We start from the raw sequence: 13,376 nt of genomic DNA, 5'->3' as shown, positions 1-13,376 counted from the left end.
TGTCTAGCCTTGCTTGCGACCTGAGATTCGACACCATTCTTGTTGCTCAATGATCGGATCAATGTGAAGCTCATCACGATAATAAGTCGCAACATCTTCCGCTTGTGTATCTAAAACACCCGACATCGCAAGTACACCATTTGGCTTAACTAGGCCTTTGATGATGCCAGAAAGGTCGCGTAATGGACCGGCAAGAATGTTGGCAACAACAACGTCAGCTAGCAAGCCTTCCGGTTGATCTTGTGGCAAGAACACCTCTAGTTGCTCAGCTACGCCATTGCGTTGTGCGTTGTCTTTTGATGCAAGCAGGGCTTGAGGATCAATGTCGATCCCGATAACTTTTTCTGCGCCCAGTTTGATCGCAGCGATCGCTAGGATACCTGAACCACAACCGAAGTCGATCACGGTTTTGCCTGCAAGGTCTAAGCCTTCAAGCCACTCAAGACACAGTGCCGTTGTCGGGTGGGTACCTGTACCAAATGCAAGACCTGGGTCTAGCATTACGTTTACAGCGTCAGGTTCAGGGATATCGCGCCAGCTAGGGCAAATCCATAAACGCTCACCAAACTTCATTGGGTGGAAGTTGTCCATCCATTCACGTTCCCAATCCTTGTCTTCAATTTGCTCTACTTTATGAGCAAAGTCTGCAGGGAACATGTTGCTTGCTTTTATCTGCGCTAGAACGACACCAGTATCAGTCTCAGCGTCGTAAAGCGCGAGAATGTCAGTATCACCCCAAAGGCGAGTTTCGCCCGGCAGAGGCTCAAATACAGGGGTATCTTGTGCATCCAGGAAAGTTACAGAAAGAGCACCAGTCTCTTCCATTAACATGTCGCCGATTTGTTCGGCATTTTCATTGGTAGCATTAAGCTTGATTTGAATCCAAGGCATGGCTGCATCTTCTATATGAGAAAAATTGGATGGCGAGTCTAGCAGAAAATATGAGCAAATTCACCAAAACCCCACGGAATATAATGGGGATTAAAGATTGAATTTTTCGGTGGCTCAAAAACAAAAATGCTCACCGAAGTGAGCATTTTGATTGTTCTAAAACGAACGGATTATGACAAACCAAGTTTCTTCTCAAGGTAGTGGATGTTTGCACCACCGTGTTGGAAGTTTTCGTCGTTCATAATAGACAATTGAAGCTCGGTATTAACGTTAATACCTTCAACAATCATTTCACCCAATGCGTTCTTCATACGAGCGATAGCAACATCACGGTTCTCACCGTAAGTGATCAGCTTACCAATCATTGAATCGTAGTGCGGTGGCACTGTGTAACCCGTGTAGATGTGAGATTCCCAACGTACGCCCATGCCGCCCGGTGCGTGGAAACGTTCAATCTTACCTGGTGAAGGTAGGAAACGAACTGGATCTTCAGCATTGATACGACATTCGATTGAGTGGCCGCGCAGCTTAATATCATCCTGAGTGAATGATAGAGGCTGACCAGCTGCAATACGTAGCTGTTCTTTCACTAGGTCGATACCCGTTACCATTTCAGTAATCGTGTGTTCAACCTGGATACGAGTATTCATTTCGATGAAGTAGAACTCACCGTTCTCGTATAGGAATTCAAATGTACCTGCACCGCGGTAACCGATTTCAATACATGCACGAGTACAGCGTTCGCCGATGTACTTACGCATCTCTTCAGTGATACCTGGAGCTGGTGCTTCTTCCACAACTTTCTGGTGACGACGCTGCATTGAACAGTCACGCTCACCTAGGTGGATAGCATTACCTTGGCCATCTGCAAGCACTTGTACTTCAATGTGACGTGGGTTTTCTAGGAATTTCTCCATGTAAACCATGTCGTTGTTGAAACATGCTTTTGCTTCAGCACGAGTCATCGCGATAGCTTCTGTTAGTTCTGCTTCAGAACGAACAACACGCATACCACGACCGCCGCCGCCGCCAGATGCTTTGATGATTACTGGGAAACCAATGCGCTTAGCGTGCGCTTTGTTTTTCGCGTCGTCGTCGTCAAGAGGACCGTCAGAACCTGGTACACAAGGTACGCCAGCTTTCTTCATTGACGTGATAGCTGACACTTTGTCACCCATCATGCGAATGGTTTCAGCTTTAGGGCCAACAAAGATAAAGCCACTACGCTCTACCTGTTCTGCAAAATCTGCATTTTCAGATAGGAAGCCGTAGCCAGGGTGAACAGCTACTGCACCTGTAACTTCAGCTGCACTGATGATACGAGGGATGTTTAGGTAGCTATCGATACCACGAGCTGGACCGATACAAATGGTTTCGTCTGCAAGCAGTACGTGCTTAAGATCGCGGTCAGCAGTTGAGTGAACCGCTACCGTTTTAATGCCAAGCTCTTTACATGCACGCAGAATACGTAGTGCAATCTCACCACGGTTCGCGATTACTAATTTATCTAACATAATGAGTGCTCTCTATTATTCGATAATTACTAGAGCTTGGTCGAATTCTACTGGTTGACCGTCTTCAACTAGGATAGCTGTTACAACACCAGATTTATCAGCTTCGATTTGGTTCATCATTTTCATTGCTTCAACGATACATAGAGTTTCGCCAGCAGTTACAGATTGACCAACTTTAACGAATGGTTTTGCATCTGGGCTTGGAGCGCCGTAGAAAGTACCAACCATTGGAGAAAGAACTTGGTGACCCGCTGGAACTGCAGGAGCCGCTGCTTCTGCTACTACAGGTGCCGCCGCAGGAGCTGCTGCCGCTGCTACAGGTGCTGGAGCAGCCGCATATTGAACAGGTGCTACAGGTGCAGTGCTGTTACGACTGATTCGTACTGACTCTTCACCTTCAGAGATTTCTAGCTCAGAAATACCAGACTCTTCAACCAATTCGATTAGCTTTTTGATTTTGCGAATATCCATTGTTTCTTTCTCTTTATCTGTTAATTGAACTTACTCTTTGACTGAGTAGGTTAGTAATAGTTCGTTGTTTATGTTTACTTTGAGTTGAGCTTACTGAGCGCAGCGGTCAAAGCAAATTGATAACCTTGGGCACCTAAGCCACAAATCACACCTTCTGCTTTATCAGATAGGTAAGAGTGGTGACGGAATGGTTCACGTGCATGAACATTCGATAGATGGACCTCAATAAATGGGATTGCAACTCCAAGTAATGCATCACGCAGTGCCACACTGGTATGTGTAAAGGCTGCTGGGTTGATAATAATAAAATCAACATTTTGATAAGCACTATGGATAGCTTCAATCAGTTCGTACTCGCGATTTGACTGTAAGTGAGATAGCTCAACATCGTGTGCTTTCGCCTGCTCGGTCAATGAGCTAATAATCTGGTCAAGTGTTTGAGAACCGTAGTGTGCCGGCTCTCTTAGGCCTAACAGGTTAAGGTTTGGGCCATTTAAAACTAGAATGCGAAACTTTGTAGACATCGTGGGGCTATCTTCCTTTATCGTGTTTACGAACGTGAATGTTGCCATTTTATTGAAAATTTGGGGTTAATTTCCAGTGAGAAAAACCCAAATTTAAAAATTAGAACCAGATTATAGCTAATTCAGCGCAAATCGCAGCAATTTACTGGTCTAATCTCCTATTGATACAGCATGGAATTGTTACCAACTTAACAAAAAAGCGCCTTAGCCTTAATTTTGTCGAGGATATTTGAGATCAAGATCAGCCATAAAAAAACCGCCACATAGGTGACGGTTTAGGTAAGGTCTGTTTTAAACAGTAATTCAGGGTGTGACTGGTTGCTTATGCCAGTTCAGCTTTCTCGGCAATTAGCTTATCAACCACGCTCGGGTCGGCCAGTGTCGAGGTATCACCTAGGTTACCCGTGTCGCCGGTGGCAATCTTACGCAGAATACGACGCATGATTTTTCCTGAACGAGTTTTCGGTAATGAGTCGGTCCAGTGCAGTACATCTGGCGTTGCAATTGGCCCAATTTCTTTACGTACCCAATCTTTCACTTCTTTATGAAGCTCTGCGGTTGGGAACTCACCATCATTCAGCGTGATGTAAGCGTAAATCGCTTGGCCTTTGATGTCATGAGGGATGCCCACAATCGCGGCCTCTGCAATCTTATCAAACGCGACTAGAGCCGATTCAATCTCTGCAGTACCCATACGGTGACCAGACACGTTAAGTACGTCATCAACACGACCAGTAATCCAGTAGTAACCGTCTTCATCACGACGAGCGCCATCACTGGTGAAGTACATGCCTTTAAACGTAGAGAAGTAAGTTTGTTCAAAGCGATCGTGATCACCATGAACGGTACGCATTTGGCCTGGCCACGAATCTAGGATTACTAGGTTGCCGTCTGTAGCACCCTCAATGATATTACCCATGTTATCAACTAACGCCGGTTGCACACCGAAGAATGGACGAGTTGCAGAGCCGGGTTTGAGGTCTGTTGCGCCTGGTAGCGGTGCAATCAAGATACCGCCCGTTTCTGTTTGCCACCATGTATCAACAATTGGAGACTGCTCATTACCGATTGTCTTGTAGTACCACTCCCACGCCTCTGGGTTGATAGGTTCACCCACTGAGCCCATGATTCTTAGGCTGTCACGAGAGGTGCCTTCAACGGCTTCATTGCCTTTCGCCATTAGTGCACGAATAGCCGTTGGCGCAGTATAAAGAATATTAACTTGGTGCTTATCGACCACTTCACTCATGCGGCTAGTGTTCGGGTAGTTTGGCACACCTTCAAACAGAATGGTTTTTGCGCCATTGGCAAGCGGTCCGTAAACAAGGTAAGTATGGCCAGTAATCCAACCCACATCCGCAGTACACCAGAAAGTTTCGCCTTCTTGATAATCGAATACGTATTTGAAGGTCATTGCTGCATAAACAAGGTAACCACCTGTGGTGTGCATAACGCCTTTAGGTTTACCGGTTGAGCCTGACGTATAAAGGATGAAGAGTGGATCTTCTGCGTTCATCTCTTCTGGTGGGCAATCTGCAGATACATTAGCAATAGCATCGTGCCACCACACATCGCGGTGTTCGTGCCAAGCTACATCACCGCCAGTGCGTTTGAATACCACAACCTTCTCGATGTTTTTCACTTCAGGATTAGTCAGAGCTTCATCGACGTTTTTCTTCAGTGGAACAGCACGGCCGCCACGCACGCCTTCATCGGCAGTGATCACCACTTTAGCATTCGAATCGATAATACGACCAGATAGAGCTTCTGGTGAGAAACCACCGAAAACTACTGTGTGAACTGCGCCAATACGGGTACATGCCAGCATTGCTACTGCCGCTTCTGGCACCATTGGCATGTATAAACAAACCACATCACCTTTGCGTACGCCTTGCTCTTTAAGGGCATTTGAAAACAGGCACACTTCTTTGTGTAGTTCATTAAAAGTTAGGGTTTTATCGTCAGCTGGGTCATCGCCTTCCCAGATGATAGCGACTTCATCACCGCGCTCAGCAAGGTGGCGGTCGATACAGTTAGCCGAAACGTTAAGCGTGCCATCTTCAAACCAGCGGATGTCGATATGGCCAGGGTCAAAAGAGGTATTTTTTACCTGTGTGAAAGGCTTAATCCAATCAACGATTTTTCCGTGTTCACCCCAAAAGCCTTCAGGGTCAGAAACAGATTGCTGGTACATGGCTAGGTAAGTGTCATTATCCGCGTGTGTGGTTGATTTAATATTTTCTTTTACCGGATAAACGTGGGCTTCACTCATTGCATCTCTCCTTGTGCCTACATTCCTAATGAACTGGCAACTTCCTTTGTGTTCAGTTTCTAGGTCTATTACAGAACCGTCGTTGTGTTATCACTCTCGGCTAGGACGGCGATTTCCACAATTAGACTTTAGGATGAGACGCTGCTTTTCACTTACAAAATAGCGAGTTAAGTTCATTTTTGAGATATTGCTCTCTATGTGAAGAGCCAGTGGTTGAATTAAGAATAAGAAGAGTTGAAACGAGGCAGATCACCATGTTTCAGGCGCACAAAGATCAGAGCTGCAGAGATAGCGTCTTGTAATGCATCATGTTTATTGACGGGGATAGGTAAATCGAGCTGGCGACAAATGGCGTCCATACTGAGATCAAAATAGGCATTGGGTAGCTGTCTTTCGAGTTTGTCTTGATAAAGTTGGCTCACTTCGACTAATCGGTTAGGCAGTGGAAATCCAAGTTGTTTTAAACTGGCGCGGTCGAGAATTTTTTTATCATAACGGATGTGATAGCCGACTAAAGGACGATTCCCGATGAAATCCAGTAACTCAACTAAAGCCTGTTTTTCTTCGATGCCGTGCTTTAGATCTTGATGACGAATACGGTGGATTTTTATTGAATTGCAATCGAGCGATTGAGGGGCGCGCAATCGGACTTCAAAAGGTTGGCTGGTAATGATTCGGTTACCGATGATCTTTGTCGCGGCAATAGTAACTAATTCTGCCTGATTGGGGTCTAGGCTGGTGGTTTCGCAATCGAGTGAGACATATTCGTGATCAATTGGCGCAGTAAAGAGAGGCTGATAGGGAGAGCCTTTGAGCTTGTGATGCCAGTAATAGCGAACCAACCTATTCATCGTTCAATCGCCTAATCTCGTATCTGATAGTGATAGCCGAGCCATTGTTTGAATTTTTTCACCACATGCAGGCTATGACGAAGCAGATCTCTGTCTGCTCGCTCCATTAGTTTGACGTTAATCTTGTTGCTGCTGTGCTGTTGAGAAAGTCTTTGGGTTAAGCGCCACTTAAAGAATTGTTTGAGCGCTTCATTAAGGTTATCGGCGGTACTTTGCTCGAGCACTTTCTTGATGACCAACTGTTCAATACGTTCAAAGGTGTTGTTTACCGTGACACCATGTTCAAGGCAAAGTGCTCTCACACCGTGCACGATAGGGAAAATACCGCCCTGTTTGATGTCGAGCCCTGACTTGGATTGCTTCACATTGCCAAATAGGGTGAGGGGAACCGAGAAGTTCAGCGCGGGGCGGCAGAATTCCGTAAGAATTAATTCTTGTCCGAGCATCAAATCACTCAAGTGCTGCTTAACAGGGAGTAGCAGATCTCTATTGCCTGCAACTGCGTGTGCATCCGCCATAATCGCAATATCCATCACCGTATCTGGCGTCGCTTTTTTTACCCAACTCGTCAGAGTTTGTTTCCACTCTTGCTGTGAATGTACCCATTTGGGATTGTTGACCATCACATTGCCAGGGCACAGTGGGTAACCTAATTGTTGCAGGGTATGGGTGAGGTCGTTCATGGCACTTTGGCACTGGTGCCATTCCAAACCATCTTGAATAATCAGAGCGTTGTCTTGATCGGTTTTGAGAATTTGCTCCCCGCGTCCTTCAGAACCCAGCACGATCAGGCAGCAATGATTGTGCAGCGCTGGCGGGATAACCAGCTCAAACGCTTTCTCTATAATCTGTTCATTTACGGCAGAAATTAGCTCCATGATAAAGCGTGTGCGAATACCGTTACTGAGTAGGCTTTCGACCAATTGACGCTGTTTGTTGGATGCCATGGCCAACTCTTCAATGCTGGTGGCCCGCGCAATTCGCAAAGTAAGCACGTGCGAGTGAGTGGAGAACGCGCTGAGTATTTGCGTCATATCGACCATACCCACTGCGTTTTGACCATCACAAACCATCAGCCTTTTTACGCGATTTCGGGTCATGGTGATCATGGCGTTAAATAAGAAGTCGCCTTGATTAACATGCAAAACAGGGAAGGTTGCTATCTCGCCAACCGCCGTATCGAGTGGACGATTATCGAGCATCACCGCGTGCAATAAATTGGTTCGTGTGACAATTCCATACGGGAAGGAACATAATGATCCAAAAGCTTTTAGAACATCATGATCTAAATGAACCAGAGCCGAGTCTAAACCTTGCTCTTTAAGGGTTTGAGTTACTTGATTAATCGGTTGGTTAGGTTCGAGTATCAGTGGTGGGTGGTAAATCGAGTCGTCGACTTTGGTCAGTATGAACTCAGCAAGATTCTGCTGCTGTTGAGCGGCTTCAATTAGCGCTTTTCGGGTCGAAAGGTTGCTATCAAAGTAAGCGGCAAACTGGCCATTGGCGTGGTAAAGCTCGAGAAAGACATCGGTTGGCAGTAGATAACTTAGCGTATCTTCAAGTGCGATATATTGGTGTTTGGTGTGAGGCTCAAATTGACTGCGTACATCGAAGATATCGTCATTGGCATAGTGTGCGTAGATCTCTCCATCACTGCTCGCGCGCTCTTCAACAGCGCCTTTAATCAGAATATGCAGATGGCGACTTGGGCGGTCTGCCTCCAATATCACCTCGTGTGCTCGGTAATAAACCACATCTAAAGCTGAGCGCAGCGTTAGCTGTTCGGTTTCAGACAAGCTATCGAAGGGCGGGTGCTGCATATTAAATTTGTCAGGCATAAGCAATCGCAAGGGTATGGGAGTCTCTTTTCAGTGTGACAAATTACCAGCGAAGCTCTAGACGACTTTAGTCTAAATGCGATCGTGGGGGCGGGTGAGCGCCGGATACCTTAGTCAAATGGGATATCGATATTGATTGAATACAGGAATGCTATCTCCTCAATAATTCCCTTTTTCATCGTATGCGACGTAGGCATAATTGGTTCTGCCTTTTTCCGCACATTTTATAGGTTATTTATGTTTAGCCCTTCTCCTTATGGCTGGATCTCCCAGTATTTTCTTGGTTTCTTTTTTGCCTATGGTGTTTATTTGCCATTTTGGGCGCTGTGGTTTGAAGACCAAGGCGTGTCTGCGGGTGACATTGGTGTCCTTATTGGTATTGGCTTTGCGACGCGTTGTGTAGCTAACCTGGTGATTACGCCACGTATCCATAAAGTTGAGCATTTAATGCCAGCTTTGCGTTGTTTGAGCTTCGCGGCACTGCTGTTTGTTGGCTTCCATTTCTTCACTGGCGGCAGTTTTATATTGATGCTGTTAGCAACGGTTCTGTTTAACCTATGCTATGGGCCAATCATTCCACTCTCGGATGCGATGGCGAATCACTACAGCCGCCTTAATATGCTTGATTATGGGCGAACTCGCTTATGGGGTTCAATTGCGTTTATCGCAGGTTCAACTGTTGTTGGTTATTTAGTTGCGCAATTCGGTACTGACATGATCTTGTATACTGCTTTTGCCGGTGTGCTGATGTCATTAGTATTGGCGATGAGAAATCCTAACGTTATGCCAGTGACGCACTCTCAAGAGCAAGCGGTGCGCCCGAAACTGGGTGAGTTGCTACGTGAATCATCGGTAGTTAAGTTTTTAGCTTTGATGGCGCTACTGCAAGGTAGCCACGCGGCTTACTACAGCTTTAGTGCGATTTATTGGAAAGAGGCGGGTCACTCTGAGGCGATTATTGGTTACTTGTGGAGCTTAGGTGTGGTTGCAGAAGTCGCCGTATTTGCTCTGAGTAAGAGACTGTTCTCTGGGTTAGCATTACGTACTCTGTTTGTAGTCGCGGCATTAGGGGTAATGGCTCGCTGGGGAATTACCGCATCAACCACGGCAATTATTGGTTTGATTCTGGTTCAACTACTTCACGGCGTGACGTTCGCCATGGCACATATCGCTGCTATTCAATACATTCAATCTCAAGAACAAAACAAGATGGTTGCGTTACAAGCTCTGTATAACGCGATTCCATTGGGCGCCTTTATTGCATTAATGACCACCTTAAGTGGTTGGGGCTACGAGTTGTGGGGCGCGAATATCTTCTGGGCAATGGCTGCGATGGGAGCAATTGCTCTGTTTATCAAGCTAGATGAAAGAAGCTCGGTGGTTGAAGTTAACCAAACTGAATCAGAAGTTCGTAGCTGATAACCAATCGCGATTATTAGAGTCTAAAGCACAGAATTTAAGCGATGCGATTGAGTTAATGACTCATCCTTAGTTAAATGAAACCTCTCCCCTATGGAGAGGTTTTTTTATGGATGATGAAAGGGTTTTCAATGCAAGGATGGGTAGTAATTCCAGTCTCTTTAGCCTACTTGGGCGTGTTATTTTTGATCGCTTGGTATGGAGACAGACAGGTTCGTTGGCTATCGCGTTGGCGTCCGTGGATCTATAGCCTTTCGATTGCGGTGTATTGTACCTCTTGGACTTTCTATGGAACGGTCGGGCAGGCGAGCAATAACCCTTGGTCCTTTTTACCCATCTATCTCGCCCCGATTCTGGTCTTTACACTGGGGTGGAGGATCTTAGCGCGGCTAATCTTGATAGCGAAGCGTGAACACATCACCTCCATTGCCGACTTTATCGCGGCTCGTTACGGAAAATCTCAGGGCTTAGCGGTGGCGGTGACCGTTATTGCAGTGGTCGGTATTCTTCCTTATATCGCGCTGCAACTGCGAGGTATCACTATGGGGCTTGATATTGTAGCCCCGAATTTGGCGCAAGATTTCGGTTATCAGGACTATCATGTGTCTTGGTTTGTGGTCGGCGCATTAGCTATCTTTACCATGCTGTTTGGTACGAGGCACATCGACAACACAGAGCATCACCGTGGCATGATGATGGCGGTGGCGTTTGAGTCGATCGTTAAGCTGGCGGCGTTCTTGATTGTTGGCCTGTTCATCATGTATCTGGCGATGAGCAGCGATAAAATCGACCTGCTTGATGTGGCTACTTCCACCTACGAATCTCCGAATATTCCGACCTTAATTATTCATACCGTTTTAACCATGTTGGCAATTGTCTGTTTGCCACGCCAATTCCATACCATGGTAGTTGAAAACGAACGCCCCCAAGATCTGCACACCGCTCGTTGGCTATTTCCCCTTTATCTGATTTTGATGGGGCTGTTTGTTCTGCCGATTGCATGGGCTGGTCAGGGACTATTAACCGATATGCCCGCTGATACCTATGTGATCAGTGTGCCGATGGCTGAAGGTGCCAATCACATTGCCTTGCTCGCTTTCCTCGGTGGTACTTCTGCGGCGAGTGGTATGGTGATTGTGTCAACCATTGCATTGGCGATCATGGTGTCGAATGATTTAGTGATGCCGCTATTGCTGCGCCGTATGCGCTTAACCCAAAGGACTCATCGCCATTTCTCTGGGTTGCTATTGGTGATTCGTCGCGGGCTTATTTTACTTTTGTTACTGGGTGCTTGGCTGTTTTATCAGGCGCTCGATACCATTCATTCCTTGTCGGCGATCGGCTTCCTTTCTTTTGCTGCGATTGCTCAATTCGCGCCAGCACTTATTGGTGGTTTGTACTGGCGGCCAGGTAACCGTAAGGGCGTGTATGTCGGCTTAATGGTCGGCTCATTGATTTGGCTTATTACCCTGATGAGTCAAACCAGCATGTTGGCTGGCGACAGTGACAGTAACCTTTTACTTTGGATCATCACACCACCAGAGCTACTCAGAAGTTGGGATATCAGCAGCTCGAACTGGGGAATTGTGCTGAGTATTGTGCTCAATACCTTGTGCTATGCCGTGGTTTCGATGATGACTAGGCCAAGCCTAAGTGAGCGCTTACAATCAGCGGCATTCGTTGGTACGCCACTGCCTGAGAACGAGAATATCAGCCTTTATCAGAACCGTGTGACAGTCGCTGAGTTAGAGATGCTAGCGTCGCGTTTTGTGGGGCGCAAGCGTGCGAAAAGTGCCTTACATAGCTATTGGCAGCAACACGGTCAGCCGTTACTCCCTAATCAACAAGCCCCTGCGAGTTTAATTCGACACGCAGAGCGCGTACTCGCCGGTGTATTCGGTGCTTCATCTGCTAAGTTAGTACTCACTTCCGCCTTACAAGGAAGAAACATGCAGCTTGAAGAGGTTGCGACCATCGTTGATGAAGCCTCTGAACTGTATGATTTCAGTCGTGGTTTATTGCAAGGCGCGATTGAACATATCGGTCAAGGTATTGCGGTTGTTGATAAACAGATGAGGCTGGTGGCGTGGAACCAACGTTACTTAGAACTGTTTGAGTTCCCTGCGGGTTTAATTCAGGTTGGGCGACCCATTTCAGATGTGATTCGCCATAATGCTGAGCAAGGCTTGTGTGGCCCTGGTGACCCTGAAGATCACGTTCGTCGTCGTGTTTATCACCTTGAACAAGGTACTCGGCACACCTCTTCCCGCATCCGTCCTGATGGTCGAGTGATTGAGGTGCAAGGTAACCCGATGCCAAGTGGTGGTTTTGTGATGAGTTTTACCGATATCACTGTATTCCGACAAGCAGAGCAAGCGCTAAAAGATGCCAATGAAAGCTTGGAATCGAGAGTGCACGAACGAACCCAAGAGCTCGAAAAGCTGAACCATCGCTTGGTAAAGGCGACTCAAATTTCAGATCAAGAATCACAATCCAAGAGCCGTTTTCTTGCCGCAGTAAGCCACGATTTGATGCAGCCGCTCAACGCCGCCCGCCTGTTTGCTTCGTCACTTTCTGAGGTGGCAAAAGAGCAAGAGGTGAAGCAGCTTTCGTCTCACATCGAGAGTGCGCTAGGCGCTGCAGAAGATCTGATTGGTGACTTGCTAGATATCTCTCGATTGGAATCTGGGAAATTGGAAACCAACATTCACGCGATTGCCGTGCATGACGTACTAACTAACTTGAATGCGGAATTTAGTGCCTTAGCGAGACAACAAAAAATTGAGTTTCAGATGATCCCATCGTCATTGTTCATTCACTCAGACCCTAAGTTATTGAGGCGTGTGATTCAGAACTTTTTGACCAATGCTTTCCGTTATAACCCCGAAGGAAAAGTGGTGCTTGGTGCGAGGCGAGTGAACGGTCAGGTACGAATCGATGTGTGGGATAATGGAACTGGTATTGATGAAGACAAGCAACAAGAGATCTTCGAAGAGTTTACGCGTGGTAGCCAAGTTCGTGCTGACCAAGGGTTGGGGCTAGGGCTAGCCATCTCCAAAGGTATTGCTCATGTGCTTGGGCATCAAATTTCGATGCGTTCATGGCCGGGTCAAGGCAGTGTTTTTTCCATCACCTTAGCTCGAGCAGAAAAAGTGGCTCCAGTAGTGCAAGCTTCGACACCAGTGGTGACCAGCGACATCGAGCATCTCAAGATATTGTGTGTCGACAATGAACGAGAAATTTTAGTCGGTATGGAAAACTTGATTGGACGTTGGGGCTGTGAGGTTAAGACGGCGGTTGACCTGGTCGAAAGCTTGAAGTGTCTCGACGATGGCTGGCAGCCGAATGTCATTTTCTCGGATTATCGTCTCGACAATGGTCGAACAGGCCTTGAAGTCTTACAGCAGTGTCGATTGCGCCTTGGAGACTCTTTTGAAGGGGTCATCATCAGTGCCGATAGAACCGATGACATGTTGGCAGCGATAAAGGCCAACAGCTTTAGCTTTATTGCTAAGCCAGTGAAGCCACTAAAACTCAGAGCGGTATTGAATCGTGTGAGTTAATTCAATTAACTATTTTCAATTACCTACTAGCGA

Annotated in this window: 9 protein-coding genes; 2 read left to right on the top strand and 7 right to left on the bottom strand. The window is 46.7% G+C overall.

Annotated elements, in window-relative coordinates; all coding sequences use genetic code 11:
• Window positions 1-3 precede the first annotated feature (3 nt).
• The 7 genes from prmA to OCV56_RS15045 form a co-directional block, all read right to left on the bottom strand.
• Complete coding sequence (prmA, locus tag OCV56_RS15075) at window positions 4-891, bottom strand: 50S ribosomal protein L11 methyltransferase (RefSeq protein WP_086715868.1); 888 nt, start codon at window positions 889-891, stop codon at window positions 4-6.
• A gap of 170 nt (window positions 892-1,061) precedes the next feature.
• Window positions 1,062-2,405, bottom strand: a complete 1,344-nt coding sequence (gene accC / locus OCV56_RS15070; protein WP_076655833.1) for an acetyl-CoA carboxylase biotin carboxylase subunit — start codon at window positions 2,403-2,405, stop codon at window positions 1,062-1,064.
• Between the two features lie 15 nt (window positions 2,406-2,420).
• Window positions 2,421-2,876, bottom strand: a complete 456-nt coding sequence (gene accB / locus OCV56_RS15065) for an acetyl-CoA carboxylase biotin carboxyl carrier protein (protein ID WP_086715867.1) — start codon at window positions 2,874-2,876, stop codon at window positions 2,421-2,423.
• A gap of 74 nt (window positions 2,877-2,950) precedes the next feature.
• Entirely contained in the window at window positions 2,951-3,400 is a 450-nt protein-coding gene (gene aroQ / locus OCV56_RS15060; protein ID WP_010435475.1) for a type II 3-dehydroquinate dehydratase, read from the bottom strand.
• A gap of 322 nt (window positions 3,401-3,722) precedes the next feature.
• On the bottom strand, window positions 3,723-5,672 hold the full coding sequence (acs, locus tag OCV56_RS15055; RefSeq protein WP_086715865.1) for an acetate--CoA ligase: 1,950 nt from the start codon (window positions 5,670-5,672) through the stop codon (window positions 3,723-3,725).
• A gap of 218 nt (window positions 5,673-5,890) precedes the next feature.
• Window positions 5,891-6,523 carry a 3'-5' exonuclease gene (locus OCV56_RS15050; protein ID WP_086715863.1) on the bottom strand — a complete coding sequence of 211 codons (633 nt, stop codon included), beginning with the start codon at window positions 6,521-6,523 and terminating at the stop codon, window positions 5,891-5,893.
• Window positions 6,524-6,534: 11 nt separating this feature from the next.
• A complete protein-coding gene (locus OCV56_RS15045) occupies window positions 6,535-8,367 on the bottom strand; it encodes a DUF294 nucleotidyltransferase-like domain-containing protein (RefSeq protein ID WP_190960478.1) in 1,833 nt (610 codons plus the stop codon).
• Between the two features lie 231 nt (window positions 8,368-8,598).
• On the opposite strand from OCV56_RS15045, the gene OCV56_RS15040 reads away from it, so the two are divergent.
• The gene (locus OCV56_RS15040) at window positions 8,599-9,780 is read left to right on the top strand and encodes a 3-phenylpropionate MFS transporter (protein WP_086715860.1); all 1,182 of its coding nucleotides are present in this window, start codon (window positions 8,599-8,601) and stop codon (window positions 9,778-9,780) included.
• 131 nt (window positions 9,781-9,911) lie between these two features.
• Window positions 9,912-13,343 carry a hybrid sensor histidine kinase/response regulator gene (locus tag OCV56_RS15035; protein WP_086715897.1) on the top strand — a complete coding sequence of 1,144 codons (3,432 nt, stop codon included), beginning with the start codon at window positions 9,912-9,914 and terminating at the stop codon, window positions 13,341-13,343.
• The last annotated feature ends 33 nt before the right edge of the window (window positions 13,344-13,376 follow it).

Origin of the sequence: Vibrio gigantis (assembly GCF_024347515.1) — a bacterium.
In the GTDB taxonomy this organism is placed as follows: Bacteria; Pseudomonadota; Gammaproteobacteria; order Enterobacterales; family Vibrionaceae; genus Vibrio; species Vibrio gigantis.
Note: the sequence above shows the minus strand (reverse complement) of the source record. Positions and strands in the feature narration are given on the sequence as shown.